At 71.4% G+C, this 17,171-nt stretch carries 16 protein-coding genes; 9 read left to right on the top strand and 7 right to left on the bottom strand.

Going from position 1 to position 17,171, the window contains the following annotated elements:
* Nucleotides 1–34 precede the first annotated feature (34 nt).
* The 3 genes from AB0P29_RS13950 to AB0P29_RS13960 are packed head-to-tail and all read right to left on the bottom strand — an operon-like array spanning nucleotide 35 to nucleotide 2,447.
* Nucleotides 35–1,234 (bottom strand): glycosyltransferase family 4 protein, encoded by a 1,200-nt coding sequence (locus AB0P29_RS13950; protein ID WP_363380670.1) that lies wholly within the window; start codon nucleotides 1,232–1,234, stop codon nucleotides 35–37.
* The gene (locus AB0P29_RS13955; RefSeq protein WP_290440311.1) at nucleotides 1,231–2,064 is read right to left on the bottom strand and encodes an ATP-grasp fold amidoligase family protein; all 834 of its coding nucleotides are present in this window, start codon (nucleotides 2,062–2,064) and stop codon (nucleotides 1,231–1,233) included. Before AB0P29_RS13955 ends, AB0P29_RS13950 begins: the two co-directional genes overlap by 4 nt.
* Nucleotides 2,065–2,111: 47 nt before the next feature.
* On the bottom strand, nucleotides 2,112–2,447 hold the full coding sequence (locus AB0P29_RS13960; protein ID WP_253034544.1) for a hypothetical protein: 336 nt from the start codon (nucleotides 2,445–2,447) through the stop codon (nucleotides 2,112–2,114).
* A 157-nt stretch (nucleotides 2,448–2,604) separates the two neighbouring features.
* Between AB0P29_RS13960 and AB0P29_RS13965 the strand changes: the two genes are divergently transcribed.
* Entirely contained in the window at nucleotides 2,605–2,808 is a 204-nt protein-coding gene (locus AB0P29_RS13965; protein ID WP_363380674.1) for a hypothetical protein, read from the top strand.
* Between the two features lie 59 nt (nucleotides 2,809–2,867).
* Here the strand turns inward: AB0P29_RS13965 and AB0P29_RS13970 are convergent, their stop codons facing one another.
* Nucleotides 2,868–3,932 carry a YihY/virulence factor BrkB family protein gene (locus tag AB0P29_RS13970; protein ID WP_363380676.1) on the bottom strand — a complete coding sequence of 355 codons (1,065 nt, stop codon included), beginning with the start codon at nucleotides 3,930–3,932 and terminating at the stop codon, nucleotides 2,868–2,870.
* A gap of 87 nt (nucleotides 3,933–4,019) precedes the next feature.
* Nucleotides 4,020–5,402: a cytochrome P450 gene (locus AB0P29_RS13975; RefSeq protein WP_363380679.1), complete on the bottom strand. Its 1,383-nt coding sequence runs from the start codon at nucleotides 5,400–5,402 to the stop codon at nucleotides 4,020–4,022.
* Nucleotides 5,403–5,629: 227 nt separating this feature from the next.
* On the opposite strand from AB0P29_RS13975, the gene AB0P29_RS13980 reads away from it, so the two are divergent.
* The 8 genes from AB0P29_RS13980 to AB0P29_RS14015 all read left to right on the top strand — a co-directional run bounded on the left by AB0P29_RS13980 (nucleotide 5,630) and on the right by AB0P29_RS14015 (nucleotide 14,487).
* Nucleotides 5,630–6,580: a phosphodiester glycosidase family protein gene (locus AB0P29_RS13980; RefSeq protein ID WP_363380682.1), complete on the top strand. Its 951-nt coding sequence runs from the start codon at nucleotides 5,630–5,632 to the stop codon at nucleotides 6,578–6,580.
* Between the two features lie 3 nt (nucleotides 6,581–6,583).
* Nucleotides 6,584–7,660, top strand: coding sequence for a glycosyltransferase family 2 protein (locus tag AB0P29_RS13985; RefSeq protein ID WP_363380685.1), 1,077 nt, complete (start codon nucleotides 6,584–6,586; stop codon nucleotides 7,658–7,660).
* Nucleotides 7,661–7,720: 60 nt separating this feature from the next.
* Nucleotides 7,721–8,341 carry a DUF4956 domain-containing protein gene (locus AB0P29_RS13990; RefSeq protein ID WP_253034539.1) on the top strand — a complete coding sequence of 207 codons (621 nt, stop codon included), beginning with the start codon at nucleotides 7,721–7,723 and terminating at the stop codon, nucleotides 8,339–8,341.
* Complete coding sequence (locus AB0P29_RS13995; protein ID WP_363380688.1) at nucleotides 8,338–9,141, top strand: polyphosphate polymerase domain-containing protein; 804 nt, start codon at nucleotides 8,338–8,340, stop codon at nucleotides 9,139–9,141. Before AB0P29_RS13990 ends, AB0P29_RS13995 begins: the two co-directional genes overlap by 4 nt.
* Nucleotides 9,126–10,901 carry a carbohydrate-binding domain-containing protein gene (locus tag AB0P29_RS14000; RefSeq protein ID WP_363380690.1) on the top strand — a complete coding sequence of 592 codons (1,776 nt, stop codon included), beginning with the start codon at nucleotides 9,126–9,128 and terminating at the stop codon, nucleotides 10,899–10,901. Before AB0P29_RS13995 ends, AB0P29_RS14000 begins: the two co-directional genes overlap by 16 nt.
* Nucleotides 10,902–10,978: 77 nt before the next feature.
* Entirely contained in the window at nucleotides 10,979–11,707 is a 729-nt protein-coding gene (locus AB0P29_RS14005; protein WP_363380693.1) for a response regulator transcription factor, read from the top strand.
* Nucleotides 11,704–13,170 carry an ATP-binding protein gene (locus AB0P29_RS14010; protein ID WP_363380696.1) on the top strand — a complete coding sequence of 489 codons (1,467 nt, stop codon included), beginning with the start codon at nucleotides 11,704–11,706 and terminating at the stop codon, nucleotides 13,168–13,170. Before AB0P29_RS14005 ends, AB0P29_RS14010 begins: the two co-directional genes overlap by 4 nt.
* Nucleotides 13,171–13,245: 75 nt before the next feature.
* The gene (locus tag AB0P29_RS14015; RefSeq protein WP_363380699.1) at nucleotides 13,246–14,487 is read left to right on the top strand and encodes a hypothetical protein; all 1,242 of its coding nucleotides are present in this window, start codon (nucleotides 13,246–13,248) and stop codon (nucleotides 14,485–14,487) included.
* A 25-nt stretch (nucleotides 14,488–14,512) separates the two neighbouring features.
* Here the strand turns inward: AB0P29_RS14015 and AB0P29_RS14020 are convergent, their stop codons facing one another.
* Both AB0P29_RS14020 and treS read right to left on the bottom strand, forming a co-directional pair.
* Nucleotides 14,513–14,722: a DUF3072 domain-containing protein gene (locus tag AB0P29_RS14020; protein WP_363380848.1), complete on the bottom strand. Its 210-nt coding sequence runs from the start codon at nucleotides 14,720–14,722 to the stop codon at nucleotides 14,513–14,515.
* A 152-nt stretch (nucleotides 14,723–14,874) separates the two neighbouring features.
* Nucleotides 14,875–17,160: a maltose alpha-D-glucosyltransferase gene (gene treS / locus AB0P29_RS14025; protein WP_363380702.1), complete on the bottom strand. Its 2,286-nt coding sequence runs from the start codon at nucleotides 17,158–17,160 to the stop codon at nucleotides 14,875–14,877.
* Between the last annotated feature and the right edge of the window lie 11 nt (nucleotides 17,161–17,171).

Below are 17,171 nucleotides of genomic sequence, written 5' to 3' on the forward strand. Positions count from 1 at the left end.
TGGTCGAGTACCGGAGGGGGCGCACAGCGCGACCCTACGCCGGGATGGCCGCGCGCGACAGCATCCGATCGACGGCCGCCCGGAGGTCGGCCGCCACCGGCGCGGGGGCGAAGCGGTCGACTCCTGCGGCGGCGCGCGTCGCCCGTCGGCGGGCGGCGCCCGGGTCGTCGAGCACGGTGGCGAGCGCGGCCGCGAGGGCCTCCGGGTCGGCGGGCGGCACCATGAGGCAGTCGGCGCCATCGGTGCAGAAGTCGTCGAATCCGCTACCGGAGGTGACGACCAGCGGCACCCCGGCGGCCATCACCTCGACGGCCACGTTTCCGAAGCCCTCCCACCGAGAGGGACACATCACCACGTCGGCGGCAGCGATCGCGCCGTACAGCTCGTCGCCCGACACATGCCCGAGGAACGTCACCCGATCGCGCGCCGCGGACGGCACCCGGTCGAGGAGGGTCGCCCGCGACGGTTCGAAGCGGTCGTCTCCCCCGGCACCGGCCAGCACGAGGCGGGCGGTGGGATGCCGCTGCGCGACCCGCGCGAAGGCGTCGACGCCGTCGACCACGCCCTTCCGCCGCTCGGCGCGGCCGAGGAAGAGGACGATCGGACCGTCCCGCTCGGGCCAGCCCGCCGGCGGCCTGCGCGTCGCCGCCGCGTGCCGCACCCCCGCGACGTCGATGCAGTTGCGGACGACCTCGACCCGCGGCATCCGTCCCCAGATGCGCTCCGCCCGGTCGGCCATCGCGTGCGAGATCGCGACGATCCCGGCCGAGCGGCGCACCTGCCGCGCCTCGAGGCGACTCTGCAGCACGACCGCCGGACGACTCGATGCCGGGAGGTCGGCGATCCGCAGGCCCGAGATCTCGTGCGCGAGGTCCACGCCTGTTGCGAGGTTCGTCACGAGCGGGGCGTCGCGCGGCAGCAGCGCACCGAGCCCCATCCACTCCGGCACGAAGACGCGGTCGTAGGCGTCCGCAAGGTACGCGCGCCGCAGCGCACGGGGGCGATGCAGGAGCGCCGCGAGCCGCGGCATCCCCTTGGTCCGGTGGACGACCAGGCGACGGATGCCGGGGGCACCCGCTGCTTCTTCGGGACCGTCCGTGAACACCACGAGGTCGATCTCGGCGCACTGCGCGGCGAGGGCGGGTAGCAGGGCGGCGTAGTGCCTGCCGATCCCGCCGGTGTACGACGTCACGCCGGCGTATTCGGTCGTGGCGACGAGCCAGCGCTCGGTCATCGATATCGCCTCGGCACCGTCCAGTGTCGACCGAACTCCGTGTTGAAGGACTCCGGGTGGAACGGGCTGTCGCCGCCGGCGGGGAAGCTCGTCAGTTCGCCGAAGACGATGCGGCCGTCGACGTCGTACAGGTCGACGCGCACGAAGTCGGTGTCCGCACCGAGCGCCTCGGCGACGCGGATCATCTCGTCGAGGCCCGCCGGCCGCGGCGGTGTCGGATCGGCCCACGGCGGACCGCCGCTCAGCGGCAGATGGGTCCAGTCGCGGTCGAAGAAGTCCTGCGTGCGACCGGCGAAGCGCCCCGCATCCACTTGCACGTACTGCACCCGACCGTGGAACACGAAGAGCTTGAGGTCGTCGGGGATGCGGTCCGTCGCGCCGCCGAGCATCTCCTCGACGATGATCCGCCGCGGCACCCGGCCGTAGACCCACTCCCGGTTCGGACCCTGCCCGTAGAGCTGCGAGAGCCAGTCCGTCGCGAGGCGCACGAGATGCTCCCGCGGGGCGTGCTCGGGCCGGACGTGGCGGTAGACCCAACTGCCGTCCTCGGGCAGGCGCGCGTCCACCGGCGCCGACGGCGAGACGATGATCGCCGCCCCACTCCCGTGCGTCGGTTTCAGGACGAACGCGTCGGGCAGCTCCGCCGTCAGCAGCTCGGTCGGCGAATCGAACACGGCCGCATCGGGCAGGTACTGCGCGCCGACACGGTCGGCGACGTAGTCGCGCACCGCCGCCTTGTCGGCGAAGGTGACGACGAGGGGCCGATGGTCGCGGAGCATCTTGTAGCGGACCTTGTCGCGGAAGGTGACCGGATGCCGCGTCCGCCACAATCGCCAGCCGCGGACGAGGCGGCTGCGCTCCCGCAGGCGTGCGCGTCTCAGAACGACTCCTCGTACCAGGGGTCGTCTTCTTCGTACGGGTACTCGCCGACCGTCTCGGGCGGGTGCACGAGACGGTCGTTGCGACTGAGGAGGTCCATGACGGCGGCTTCGTCGTCGAGGTCCGCAGCGGCACCGGAGTGCGGCGTCGTATAGAGCTGGCTCGCGGGACCGATGAGCATCGACGAGACAGCCGGGCCCTCCGGAGTCGCGATGGGCACCGTGATGAGGTCGGAGGCCTTCTGCTCGGCGAGGGTCTTGGCGTAACGCAGCACCGCGTCGGCGATCGCGCCCGTCGTGACGACGTATCCGTCGGAGTAGTGCAGCTCGAGCATTGCTCGATGGTGCCCGCCGTCGGTCGAGGTTCGAGGGGGGTCGCGCCTCCGGCATCCGTCTCTTACACTGCGGCGCTGCGAGGTGATTCGTCCATCACAGTCGCCGGCCGCTCGCAACCCCCTGCCGCGGCCGTCCTTCGCGGCGGAGCGTGTGGGCATGAGCGAATCCGACGACATCCGACAGCCACTCGACCACCTGCCCAGGAAGGAGGACCGCGACCGCGCGGTCGAGATCGAGGAGCCGTCCTACCCGGGAACGGACTCCCCCCACGGTGGTTCCGCCGCGTCGCCCGCGACGGCCGCCGAACCGGACGAGCCGAATCGGCACGGCGTGGCGAAGCTCCCGCCCACCGGCCGTTGACGCCGACCTCAGCGGCCCGGTGATCCCCCGTTTCAGACGGGTGGGAGTGTCGACTTCCGTCATCGGTCCTCGTCCTCACCGTGGGCGAGGCGGATGCGGCGACCCTCGTCGATGTCCTTCTGCTCCTTCGCGGCCTGCTTGTCGGACTTCCGCGTGTCGCGGGCCGGCAGCTGGATGTCCTCCTCGGCGGCGATGCCGCCCTGCAGCTGACGGCCCCGTTCGAGCTCGGCGTCGAACTCCGCGCCGAACAGCAGCACGTTGTTCGCGATCCACAACCAGAGCAGGAACACGATGACGCCGGCGAGTGAGCCGTAGGTCCGGTCGTAGTTCGAGAAGTTCGCGACGTAGAAGGCGAACCCGGCGGTGGCGATGATCATCACGACGATCGCGATGAGCGCGCCGATGCTGATCCAGCGGAACTTCGGCTGCTTCGCGTTGGGGGTCGCGTAGTACAGGACCGCGACGAGGAACACGACGACGAAGAGCATGACGGGCCACTTCGCGATGTTCCACGCGAGCAGCACGCCGTCGCCGAGGCCCAACGTCTCCCCGATCGCTCGGGTGACGTCGCCCGAGAGGACGAGGCCGAGCGCGACGAGGGCGAGCGAGACCACCGCGACGAGCGTCACGAGCAGCTGCATCGGGCGCAGCTTCCAGAACGGGCGCCCCTCCTCGATCTCGTAGATCCGGTTCATCGCCCGGGAGAAGGCCCCGACGTACCCCGAAGCCGACCACAGCGCCACGACGATGCCGAGCACGAGCGCGAGTCCCGCACCGGGCGACGACGCGATCTGCTGGATCGGGCCCTCCAGCGCGCTCGCCGTGTCGGAGGGCGCGACATCGCGCACGATGCCGAGCACCGCGTCGGCGGCCGCCTGCCCCTGTCCCACGACGCCGAGCAGCGAGAAGATCGCGATGAGGGCCGGGAAGAGCGCGAGCACCCCGTAGTAGGTGAGGCCCGCCGCGGCATCCGTGCACTGGTCCGCGCTGAACTCGCGGATCGTCTTGCCCAGGACGTACTTCCACGACCGCTTCTTCACGTCGCCGACGGAGTCGGGCTTGCGCGACGCCTCGGGGTCGGGCGCGTCGGTGCGTGTCGTCTGCGTGGTGTTCTGCTCGGCCATGGTGGTCCTCCCGGTCGGAGGTCACCCTGCGGCCGACACGGTCCGGTTCAGAGGGGGTTGCACGCGGCGCCGGTTCGTGGCATTGCGTCAGCGGTGGAACGGGCAGCGCGCGCCGCCCGTCGATCCCGCGGTCCGGACGCGGCCGCCCGAACGGGGTTTCGTCGGCATCCGTCGCTCGTTCACCTCGAGTCCTGCGGGCAGGATCGCCAGGCGGGGGTCGCTCAGAGCGCTGATGGATGCCGCGAGCCCCGCGATCGCGAGCTTCTCGCCCGGGCAGCGGTGCCCTGTCGCGACGTCCGCACCCCCGTGCGGCACGAACACGGTGATCGCCTCGTAGTCGTCGACGCCGACGAAGCGCTCGGGATCGAAGACGTCGGCGCGCTCCCACGACCCCTCGTCGGTGTCGGTGCCGAGGATGTCGAGCACGATGCGCCCGCCGGCGCGGACCATACGACCGTCGACCTCGATGTCCTGCGTCGCGAAGGCCGGCAGCATCGGGACGAACGGCGACGTGCGGCGGATCTCCTGTGCGAACGCGGTCGCGAGCGGGCCGTCGACGAGCGACCCCCGTTCGGCGACCTCCGCGGCGATGCGCTCGCGCCATTCCGGGTGCTCCTGCAGCCGCTTCGCGGCGAAGGCGGTGAACCGGGCGACGGCGATCATCGGGCGGAAGCTGTTCTGCAGTTCCACCCCCGCGAGGCGAGCCGGCAGCAGCTCACCGGCGCTGTCGCGGTTCCCTGCCCAGGCGGCCAGCGCGGTTCCCGGGTGCGCGTCGAGGCGGCCTGCGCGCACGGCGCGGATGAGACGCTCGGCGTGGCGGTCGGACCACCGCCGGTTCAGAGCGGTGAGCAGGTACTCCGGGGAGTACGGCACACCGAATCCGTCGACGATCTGCGCCTGCCGGCGCGCCCATCGCGTCTTCGCCTCGCCGGTGCCGGGGAGCCCCGCCCACCGCATGATCGCGCGACCCAAGGCTCCGACGGCCGCGTCGTACGCCGACCGTTCGCCACCGGCGATCCACGCGTCGACCTCGTGCCGCCACTCGCGCTCGAGGTGCGGGCGCAGCCGGGCGACCTGCTCGTCCTCGTACAGCGCGGAGACGAACGTCGCCTTGCGGTGCCGGTGCTCGTCGCCGTCGAGGCTGTGCACCGAGTCGTGCCCGAAGAGGGTCTCCTGAATGAACGGCGGCATGGCGCCGTGCCGTGAGACCCGGGCGTCGTCGTAGAACGCCGCGACCCCCTCCGCGCCGCGCACCAGCAGGGCGTCGGAGAACAGCAGTCGCATCGGCGCCGAGCGCGCGCCGCGCGGCACGCGCTGCCAGATGCGATCGCCGAAGCGGTAGCCGCGGGTCAGGAGCGAGGCGGAGTCGTCGCGCCACGCGGGCCGCGACACGACCCCGAGCGTGGGATCCGCTGCCTGCCCAGCGCGGGTCTGCGGAGCGTCGGTCGTGGACTCAGGAGTGGTCGGCATGCTCCGACGCTCGCAGCGCGGAGCTGTGCCGGCCAGGGGCGTGCGCCCGCGGGGCCCATGTGATACCCCGCGTCACTCGCAGTCGCTACGAGGGCCGTCGTCGTACCAGACGTCGAAATCCGCCGGGGAGGCGACCGCCTGACCGTGCCCTATCGGGAGGGCGTCGTTAATCCCGTTCTCAGGATCGGTCAACATCCGCCGAACCTCGCGTCCGTACTCCTGGAGGCATGCCTCACACCACGAAACCGCGCCATCTTCGGACCGCCCTCATCGCCGGCGGCCTCACCGTCGCACTCGCCGTCGGAGGGGCGACGGCGTGGGCCGCAGACCGCTTCCTCATCGAACACGTCGAGATCTCCGACGTCTCGGCATATGAGGCCGAGAACTCGGCCGTCGAGCCGACGACGTCGGCAACGAATGCGGCGGGTGCCGTCGACGGAGACACGTACTCCGACGGGGCCACGAGCGTCACCGTGTCGCAGGTCGTCACCGGGTCGGGCGACGACACCCTCACCTACTACGTCGCCGATGTGGTCCTCTCGGATGCGACCCGGTTGCGCTCCGCATTCGCGAAGGATCAGTTCGGCGAGAACATCACCGAGACCACGAGCGGGATCGCCGAGGACAACGACGCCGTCTTCGCGATCAACGGCGACTACTACGGATTCCGCGACACCGGCATCGTCATCCGCAACGGCGTCGTCTATCGCGATTCCCCCGCCCGCGCCGGGCTGGCCTTCTACGCCGACGGAACGGTGCAGGTCTACGACGAGACGGCCACGAGCGCCGACCAGCTGCTCGCCGACGGGGTCTGGAACACCCTCAGCTTCGGCCCCGCACTCGTCGAGGACGGCGCCGTCGTGGCCGGGATCGAGGACGTCGAGGTCGACACCAACGTCGGCAACCATTCGATCCAGGGTGAGCAGCCGCGCACCGCCGTCGGCGTGATCGACGACAACCATCTCGTCTTCGTCGTCGTCGACGGCCGCAGCGAGGGCTACAGCCGCGGAGCGACCCTCATCGAGCTCGCCCAGATCATGATCGACCTCGGCGCCGAGACCGCCTACAACCTCGACGGCGGCGGGTCGTCGACGATGTTCTTCGACGGCGAGGTCGTGAACCAGCCCTCGAACGGCGGCGAGCGCGGCACGAGCGACATCCTCTACATCGCGGAGTGAGCCGTGATCATCCTCATCCCGGCCTACGAACCCGACGTCGCCCTGACCGACCTGGTCGGCGCACTCACGATCTCCGCTCCCGGCATCCCGATCGTCGTCGTCGACGACGGCAGCGGACCCCGCCATGCCGCCGTCTTCGACGACGTCGCGGCACTCGGGGCGACGGTCCTCGGACACGTGCGGAACCAGGGGAAGGGCGCAGCGCTGCGCACGGGGTTCCGGCACGCGATGAGCGCCTTCCCCGGACATTCCGTGGTCACGGCCGATGCCGACGGCCAGCACACGGTCGCCGACATCCTGAACGTCGGCGCGACCACCGTCGCCGCGGTCGACTCCGGCGCGCCGGTGATGGTGCTCGGATGCCGCGACACCGGCCGACGCGGCAATCCGATGCGCAGCAGGCTCGGCAACGGGGCGGCGCGGGCGACGTTCCGTCTCGCGGCGGGATGGACCCTCTCCGACACCCAGACGGGGCTGCGCGGCATCCCGCCCGTCATGCTGCCCTGGCTGCTCGCGCAGCGCGGCGACCGCTTCGAGTACGAGCAGAACGTGCTCCTGCGCTGTCACCGTGACGGGTGGGAGACGTGCGAGGTCCCGATCGAGACCGTCTACATGGCGGGGAACGCGTCGAGCCACTTCCGCCCCCTGGTCGACACCCTGCGCGTAGGGGTGCCGCTGCTGCTGTTCGCGGCCTCGTCGCTGTTCGCGTTCGCCGTCGACACCCTGCTGCTCCTCGTCCTGACCGCGGTGACGGGAGCCTTGATCCCGTCCATCGTCGCCGCCCGGGTCGTCAGCGCGACCGTGAACTTCGTCGTCAATCGGCACGTCGTCTTCCGTCGCGACGGTACCGGTGCGCTGCACCGCCAGGCGACACGGTACGCGCTCCTCGCCGGCGCACTGCTGGCCTCGAACGTCGCCTGGATGACGATGCCTCACCGCGGCCGGGATGCCGCTGCTCGCCGCCAAGCTCGTCACCGAGGCGGCGCTGTTCACGCTCGGCTACCTCATCCAGCGGAGCGTGGTGTTCGGCCGGAACCCGCGCGCTTCCCGCCTCGAATCGGCCGTCAATGCGCCTCTTAGGAACGGTGAAGGTGCCGCCACTCGAATGGAGATCGTCACCACATCCCCACGGAGGAACCCATGACCATCGCCTCGATCTCGCTCATCGCGATCGACCTCGCCGCCGCCCTCATCCTCAGCCTGGGGCTCTACTACCGACGCCACCGCCGCCGCGACCTGGTCGTCGCCTTCCTCGGGGTCAACGTCGGGGTGATGGCCGTCGCGACCGTCCTCGGCACCGCCGAGGTCGCGCTCGGACTCGGCCTCGGGCTGTTCGGTGTGCTCTCGATCATCCGGCTCCGGTCGTCGGAGATCTCGCAGCGCGAGGTGGCCTACTACTTCGCCGCACTGGCCACAGGCCTCATGGCCGGCCTCCCGACCACCGACATCCTGCCCGTCACCGGACTCATCGCGCTGATCCTCGTCGTGATGTGGGCGGCCGACCACCCGCGTCTGCTCTCCCGCAGCCGCCACCAAGTGGTGCGCCTCGACCGTGCCGAGGCCGACGAGACCGCGCTCCGCGCCCTCGTCGGGCAGCGGCTCGGCGGAGAGGTCACCTCGCTGACCGTGCAGGAGCTGGACCTCGTGAACGACACGACCACCGTCGACGTGCGCTACCGCATCGCGGACAACGATCGTCCCGCGCCCGACTCGGCGGGGTCGCAGGTGGACGGCCGCCTCGCAGCCGGAGCGGTCCGATGAGCCCCGACGCCCTCGCCCGCTTCGACGGGGTGAGCCTCGAGGACATGGTGGCCGAGGCGGCACTCCTGGCCCGCGTCGACCGCAAGTACGTGGTGCCCCAGTCCGCACTGGGCGGCCTGCTCTCGCGGGTCGACGAGCGCACCCGCGTCCTCGACATCGGCGGCGCCCGCCGATTCGCCTACGAGTCCGTCTACTTCGACACCCCCGACCTGCTGAGCTTCCATATGGCCGCGCAGCCGCGCCGTCGTCGGTTCAAGCTCCGTACCCGCACCTACGTCGACACCCACGCCGCCTACCTCGAGATCAAGACGCGCGGCGCTCGTGGGACGACGGTCAAGGAACGGTCGGAGTACGACGTCGCCCAGCGCGCCGTCCTCACCCCCGAAGCCCAAGAAGAGGTCGCTGCCGCCTTCGCCACGATCGGCGTCGACAGCGGTCGCGTCGACGAGCTGGATGCCACGCTCGTCACCCGGTACGCACGGGCGACGCTCCTCGCCCCCGACCAGTCGTCGCGGGCGACCATCGACACCGACCTGCGCTGGGACCGCCCGGACGGCACCGGCTTCTCCCTCCCCGACCTCGCGATCGTCGAGACGAAGTCGCCGTCGTCGGCATCCGCCCTCGACCGGCTGTTGTGGCGTGCCGGGCACCGTCCCGTCTCGGTCAGCAAATACGCGACCGGGCTCGCCGCGCTGAGCCCCGACCTCCCCCGCAACCGCTGGGGACGCCTCCTGCGCGGCCCCTTCTCCCCCTCATCCACCGCCATCCACACCGAGGAGCTGCCATGCGCCGCCGCCTGATCCTTCCCGCCGTCCCTCTCACCCTCGCCGGGCTCGTCCTCGCGGGGTGCGCCGTGACCGGCGTCGCCTCGACCGGCACGAGCGGAACCACATCCACGACGGACGACTCCGCCACCGTCGCGGTCGCGGAGATCGACTCCGACCTCGACCCTGCGGCCGTCCTCGCCGCCAACGAGAAAGCGACGGTCGTGGACGACGACGAGTGGTCGGCGGCCGACGCGATCGACGTCACTCTCGAGGGATCGACCGCGACGGCGTCCGGCGACGGCGTGAGCGTCGACGGCGGCACGGTCACCATCTCGGCCGCCGGCGTCTACCGGCTCAGCGGCGACCTCGCCGGATCTGTCGTCGTCGCCGCACCCGACGACGCGCAGGTCGTCCTCATCCTCGACGGCGTCGACATCACGAACGACGACGGCGCCGCCATCTCGGTCACGACGGCCGACGACGTCGCCATCTCGCTCGCCGACGGCAGCGAGAACTCGGTCTCGGACGCCGCGAGCTACGACGACAGCGCCGCAGCGAACGCGGCGATCTACGCCGATGCCGACCTGACCATCGGTGGAACCGGTTCGCTCGTCGTCTCGGGGAACGGCAACGACGGCATCGCCAGCACGGACGACCTCGCGATCATCGGCGGGACGATCACGGTGGATGCCGCCGACGACGCCCTCCGCGGCAAGGACGCCCTCGTCATCTCGGGCGGAACGCTCGATGTCACTGCCGGCGGCGATGTGCTCAAGAGCGACGACGACGAAGACGCCACGCGTGGGTACGTCTGGATCTCCGGCGGTGACATCACCGCCACCAGTGGTGACGACGGCATCGCCGCAACCACCGATGCCGTGATCACGGGCGGGACGGTGTCGATCAGCGCCGAAGGCGCGGCGGACGCCGGCTCGAAGGGCATCAGCGCGGGGGTCGTCGTCGCGATCGGCGACGGCTCGGTCGACGTGTCCGCCACGGACGATGGCCTGCATTCGGACGGCTCGATCGGGATCCTCGGCGGAACGGTCACGATCAGCGCGGGAGACGACGGTGCGCACGCCGAGGCGGCGCTGGAGATCGGTGGCGGCACGGTGACCGTCGGACAGTCGAACGAGGGACTCGAGGCGACCGACATCACCATCAGCGGTGGTGACGTCGCGGTCACATCCTCCGACGACGCACTGAACGGCAGCGGCGACGCCGGCGCCGCAAGCGCCGACGGGGCCGGCATGGGCGGCGGCATGGCCGACACCGGCGAGACCATCACGATCTCGGGGGGCACCCTGACCGTGGATGCCGGAGGGGACGGGATCGACTCGAACGGCTCCGTGACCGTGACCGGCGGCGACATCGTCGTCTGGGGTCCGACCTCGTCCGGCAACGGTGCGCTCGACAGCAACGGGGGCTTCGATGTCTCCGGCGGCACGCTCCTCGCCGTGGGCAGCTCGGGCATGGCCGAGTCGCCCGACAGCGGCAGCGCGCAGGCGTGGATCGCCGCGACGGTCAGCGGCTCTGCCGGCGACGAGATCCGGATCACGGATGCCGACGGCACGGTCGTCTTCTCCACCACGGCGGAGAAGGAGTTCCAGACCGTGGTGTTCTCGTCGGCCGACATCACGGCCGATGGGACCTACACGGTGTCGGCGGGCGCGACGTCGGTCACGGTGACGGCGGGAGAAGCCGTCACCGGCGGGATGGGGGACGGAATGGGCGGCGGCCCCCGCGGCGGCACCGCACCCGACGGTGCCGCCGGCGCCGGCGAACGCTCCTGATCCCGCGCGACCGTGCGGCGCGCCGCGCCGGCCGTCGCACGGTCGCATTTCCCCCTCGAACACGGAAAGCTGAAGCCATGAACGCCACCCGCCCGACCCCGATGACCCGCATCGACGGTTCCCCGATCCGCGTGCTGGTCGTCGACGACGAGGCGAACCTCAGCGACCTGCTCCGCATGGCGCTGCAGAACGAGGGCTGGGACGCCCGCACCGCCGCGAACGGCCAGGAGGCCCTCACCCTGGTGCGCGAGTTCGCCCCAGACCTCGTCGTGCTCGACATCATGATGCCGGGCATCGACGGCATGGAGGTGCTGCGCCGCCTGCGCTCAGCCGGCAATGACGTTCCCGTCCTCTTCCTGACGGCGAAGGATGCCGTGGAGGATCGCATCGCCGGCATCAGCGCGGGCGGCGACGACTACCTGACCAAGCCGTTCAACCTCGAAGAGGTCGTCGTGAGGCTGCGCGCCATGGCGCGTCGTCACGTGGCCGCGACCGCCGCGGCCGAGACGCGTCTGCGGGTCGGCGACCTCACCCTTGACGAGGAGACGTACGAGGTGGAGCGCGGCGGCATCCCGATCAAGCTGACGGCGAAGGAGTTCGAACTGCTCCGCTACCTCATGCAGAACCCGAGGCGGGTGCTCTCCCGTGCGCAGATCCTCGACCAGGTGTGGAGCTACGACTTCGGCGGCACGTCGAGCGTCGTCGAGATCTACATCTCCTACCTCCGGAAGAAGATCGACACCCTCGGCGAACCCCTCATCCACACGGTGCGCGGCGTCGGGTACACGATCAAGACGGCCTCATGAGGGCAACGGGTCGGAGCGGACGGAGACGCTGGACGCTGCGGCGCACCCTCGTCGTCGGCACCGGTGCGCTCGTCGCGATCGCCCTGCTCGTCACGGGCCTGGCGACCTCGCTCGCTCTGCGGACCTTCGTCTACGACCGGCTCGACGGCCAGGTGCTGGAAACCCTGCAGATCGTCCGCGTCGGCGGAGGGATGCCGGGGGGCTCGTTCCCCTCCGGCGGCGCCTCCGGTGACCGCGAAGGTCCCGCACCGCGCATCGGGTCGCTGCACGCCGTGTTCGCCTCGGACGGTTCGGTGGTGTCGTCGAGCTACACGGGCGACGACGGCCAGGAGACGACGCTCGCCGAGAGTCAGCTCGAGGCGATCACGCGCGCGGAGCTCCCCTCGCGCACACCCGAGACGGTCGACCTCGGCGGGAGCCTCGGCGAGTTCCGCCTCGCGGCTCAGGAGGAGAAAGGGATGCGGGTGGTCGCCGGCATCTCGCTCGACGAGGTGACCGCCACGACATCCGCCCTCACCGTCATCCAGGTCGCCGTAGCCGGGAGTGCGCTGCTGCTCGTCCTCATCGGGCTGTCGCTCGTCGTGCGCCGGACGCTGCGCCCTCTCGACCGTGTCGCCGCGGTGGCCGACCGCGTCGCGGCGCGCCCGCTCGCCATCGGCGAGGTCGAGATCCCCGAGCGCGTGCCCGACCGCGACACCGATCCCGCGACCGAGGTCGGTCGGGTGGGTCATTCTCTGAACGTCCTGCTGGCCCACATCGAGTCGGCGCTGACCTCGCGCCAGCACAGCGAGGATCAGCTCCGGCGCTTCATCGCCGATGCCAGTCACGAGCTGCGTACGCCTCTCGCGTCGATCCGCGGGTACGCGCAACTCTCCCTCGGCGAGAACGCGCCGATGACACCCACCCAGCAACGCGCCTTCGACCGGATCGCCTCGGAGTCCACCCGCATGGCCGACCTCGTCGAGGACCTGCTGCTGCTCGCGCGGCTCGATGCCGGTCAGCGGCTGCGCCGCGAGAGCGTGGACCTCACGATGCTCGCGATCGACGCGGTCAGCGACGCCCATGCCGCCGACCCGTCGCGGACGTGGCTGCTCGACCTCGGCGACGACGACACGATCGAGGTGACCGGCGACGAGAATCGGCTCCGGCAGGTGGTGGCGAACCTCCTGCGCAACGCGCGCACCCACACCCCACCCGGTACCCGCGTGGTCCTCGCCCTCCGGCTGGACGGCGAGGATGCGGTGCTCGAGGTGACCGACGACGGACCCGGGATCGCGCCCGACATCCGCGACAGGTTGTTCGAACGGTTCGCGCGGGGCGACGTTTCGCGCAACCGGGATGCCGGGAGCACCGGGCTCGGCCTGTCGATCGCCGAAGCGATCGTGGCCGCCCACGACGGCTCGATCGGTGTCGAGAGCACCCCCGGACACACCGCGTTCACCCTCCGCCTGCCGCTGGCGTGACCGCCGTCCCATAACGTCTCGACGATTCCTCGTCCACCCCTTCCCCGGGCGGCGTGCTCGGGCCAGGCTAGACGTGTGGGATTCGACGACGACCTCGGTGCCTGGGTGGCGCGGCAGCGCTGGTATGCGGGCAAGAGCCACGATCCGCAGTTCCGCGTGCTCGACACGCAGACCGTGGCGGGGGCGACCCGGTACCTCCTCATGGACGACGCCGGCGCGGTGCCCACGCTCTACAACGTGCCGCTCGCCGAGGTGAGCGACCCCGGCGACCTGGAGGTCGTCACCAGGACCGCGGAAGGGCATGCGGTGGTGGATGCCACCCGGCATCCCGCCTTCACCGTCGGCCTCCTCGCGGACATGGGTGTCGACACGAGCCGCGTGACGGGCTCGCGTGTGCTCACCGGCGAGCAGTCGAACACCTCGATCGTCTACGACGTCGACGGCGCACCCGCCATCATCCTCAAACTCTTCCGGACGCTGCACCACGGCGAGAACCCCGACGTCACGGTGCAGCGCGTGCTGAGCGAGGCCGGCTCGCCGTACGTGCCGCGCTTCTACGGCAGCGCGGATGCCGAATGGCCCGACGTCGGCCGCGACTCCGGCGCGGCACGCGGGACCCTCGGGTTCGCGCAGGAGTTCCTGCCCGGCGTGCGCGACGGGTGGGCGATCGCACTCGACGCCGCCCGCGAGGGCCGCGACTTCACCGACGCCGCCCACGACCTCGGGGTCGCCGTCGCCGGGGTGCACGGCGCGCTCAGCGACGCCCTCGAATCGATGGATGCCTCGCCCGACCAGCTCGCCGCGGTGGGCCGCGCCTGGCGCCGACGCCTGGCGATCGCCTCCGCCGAAGTCCCCGCCGTCGCCGACCGGCTCGCGGCGATCGACGCCGTGTACGCCGCCGCGCTCGACCGCCCCTGGCCTCGGCTGCAGCGGGTCCACGGCGACCTGCACCTCGGACAGGTGCTCGCCGTGCCTCACGGCGGCTGGCGGATCGTCGACTTCGAGGGCGAACCCCTGCGCCCCATGGCCGAGCGGGCGATCCCCGACCTCCCGCCGCGCGACGTGGCCGGAATGCTGCGTTCCTTCGACTACGCCGGCGCTGTCGGCGCGGGACCGGATGCCGCCCCCTGGGCGGCGGCGTGCCGGGAGGCGTTCCTCACCGCCTACGCCGACGCGCCGGGCGCGATCACCCTCGACCCGGTGCTGCTGCGCGCGCTCGTGCTCGACAAGGCGGTGTACGAGTCGATCTACGAGGCGCGCAACCGGCCCGACTGGCTGCCCGTGCCGCTCGCCGGCATCGACGCCGCGCTCGCCTGAGAGGCGGGCGCGACGCCGTCACCGGTCAGTCTGAGGCGCCGCGCCCGGTCGCCTGCTGCAGACGGTCGATGTGCTCGGAGGCCTGCGCCTTCGTGAGGTCGGCGGGGATCTGCTCGCCCGCCTCCCGCGCGAGGGCGTCGAGGTAGCTGCGCTGCGCGCCGGTCATCGGCTCGTCACCGGTGACCCACTCCTCGGGGTCCTTGACGGCGGTGTCGCCGCTCGGGCCGCCGAGCATCTCGCCCGACTGCCCGGTCTCGGGCGGAAGCGCGTGACCCTTGACGGGGTCGGTGGTGTCGTTCTCGGAAGGGGTGCTCTGGTCGCTCATGAGACGACGCTACGCAGGGCGCCGGACATCGCCGGGGGGCTTGCGCCCCGGCATCCGCTCCGTCAGTCCTCCTCGGCCTGCGGCCCGAGCAGCAGGAACCGGGCGCCGTAGGCGGGCAGCGACACCGAGAAGCTCTGCAGGTCGTCGACGCGGCCGATGACCTCGCCCGCGGCCGCGTCACGGACATCGCTCTGCGGCGTCAGGTGCTCCGACCGCACGGTGCCCTCGATGGGCTCGGCCGAGAAGTTCAGGACCGTCACCTGTATGGGAGCGTCGGCCTCCGGCATCCCCTCGTCGAGGCGGTGGACCAGGACGAGCATGCCGGGGTGCGCGACCTCGGGGATGTCGACCTGCGTCGCCGTCGCCACCCCGTGCGCGCGGCGCAGGTCGATGATCGCCGACAGGCGCGACGCGAACGAGTCGGGGTCCTCGAGCTGCGCGGGCAGCGGACCGTAGAGCGCCCGGCCGCGCGGCATGCCCGAGGTCGAACGGGTCGCGCCCGGGTCGACGTCGAGCAGGTCGTGCGCACCGCGCTCGATCCACCGGGTGTCGCCGGCGCCGATCAGGTCGGCCACCTCGTCGGCGGGCAGCGTCAGCATGCCGACGAGGTCCCAGCCCGAGAGCCCGAACACGCCCGGCTGCCACGCGTTGTACGCGCACAGCAGGAGGTGCGCGTCGCGGATCGCGGGGACGTCGTCGTCGGTGATGTCGTCGAGGGACGGGATGCCGCGGGTCGCCGCGATGAGCGACGTCGTCGTGCAGGCGATGCCGTTCTGCGTGAACACGCGGTTGTAATCACCGGCATCCACCAGCTTCTCGGTCAGCTCCGCGCGGACGACCTCGGCGAGCTCGCCGCCCGTGATCGTCTCGCCGCGGAAGCCGTACTCCTCGTCGGCGTGGCGGGTGGCCCAGTGGACGAGCTCGTAGGTGAGCTCGTCGTGGTTCTGCAGCCCATGCACGAGCTGCACGGGGGCGACGCCGAGCGCGAGCGACGAGGTGAGCGCGAGTCGCAGGAACTCGGTCTGCCCGGTGGCGAGGGCGTGGTGGTAGCCCGGACGTCCGATGAAGTCGTACGACAGGTCGGCGCCGACGGCACCCGTGTCGCGGATGTCCTCCATCGTCAGGTTCAGCTCCTGGAACGTGAAGCCGCCGACCTTGCGCACCATGCCCGCGATGATGTGGTTCGCGGCGTGCGAGAGCGGATGCCCCTCCGACCACGCGGGCAGACCCTCGGCGCTCTTCTCCACCCCGAGGAAGCCGTTCGCGTCGAGGCGCAGCGCGCTCGTGCCGAGCTCGCCCAGCGAATGCAGGGCGTCGCCGATCACGAGGCGCATGCCGGCGAAGGTCGGGTCGAGCCAGTTGATCGAGGGCTGTCCCTGCTTGAAGTAGTGCAGGTACACCCAGCGGCGCGTGACCCCGTCGGGACCGATGGCGGGAGCGGTCGCGCTCCAGTTCGTCTCCTTCACCCCGGGCGTGTAGAAGATGACGCGCTGCAGGGCGCCGATGATGTAGCCGTGCTCGGCGAGGGTGTGCTCGGCCGCCGGGTCGAGGTTGACGCTGTCGTAGCCCTCGGGTACGTCGGGCAGCAGGTGCCAGTCCTCCGGCGGGATCGCGACCATGTGGTAGATCCCGGGGTAGTCCTTGAACCCCATCTCGGCGAGGCGGAAGTCCGCCCCCTTGCCGGTGTGGCCGGGGACGATGTCGTCGATGATGCTGCCGCCGTGCGAGTCGGCCACGTCGCACAGCGTGCGGAACTCGTCCTCCGTGCCGAACGCGGGGTCGATCGCCGTGCTGATGCGGTCGAAGTGCCCGTCGACGCTGGGGGTCTCACCCCACCCCTCGATGCCGCCGGCGCGCTTGACGGGCCCCGTGTGGATGGCGGTGATGCCGATCCGCTCGAACACCGACCAGAGCTCGTCGTCACCGAGGGCCGACAGGAACGACTGGCCCGGGCGCGTGATGAGCGAGATCGGGTACGCGGTGAACCACACGTCGCTCGTCGCGATCGCCCGGCGGGCGTCGGGGCGCGCATAGGCGTTGCGCCACATCGTGGGTTGCCCCGACAGCTGGCGCGCCAGGACGTCGGCATCCTTCAGCATCGACTGACGCACCAGCCACTCGACGTACGACGGGTTCGTCCCGTTCGCCGTACGCGGGTCGGTGCGGATCCGGCGCACGCTGCTGCCGCGCAGGTTGTCGCGCGGGCGGAGCCGGCGCGGGCGCGCGGGGTACCGCTGCTCGTCGTAGCTGATCTCGGGCATCTCGAGATCGCCGTCCTCCGCGGCGAGCGCCGACAGGTCGATGGGTCCGGTGTAGAGGTCCTCGGGTCGGTCGTCGTCACGCGCCATGGCTCCACGCT

The organism is Microbacterium sp. NPDC080220 (genome assembly GCF_040686395.1).
Taxonomy (GTDB): domain Bacteria; phylum Actinomycetota; class Actinomycetes; order Actinomycetales; family Microbacteriaceae; genus Microbacterium; species Microbacterium gawkjiense.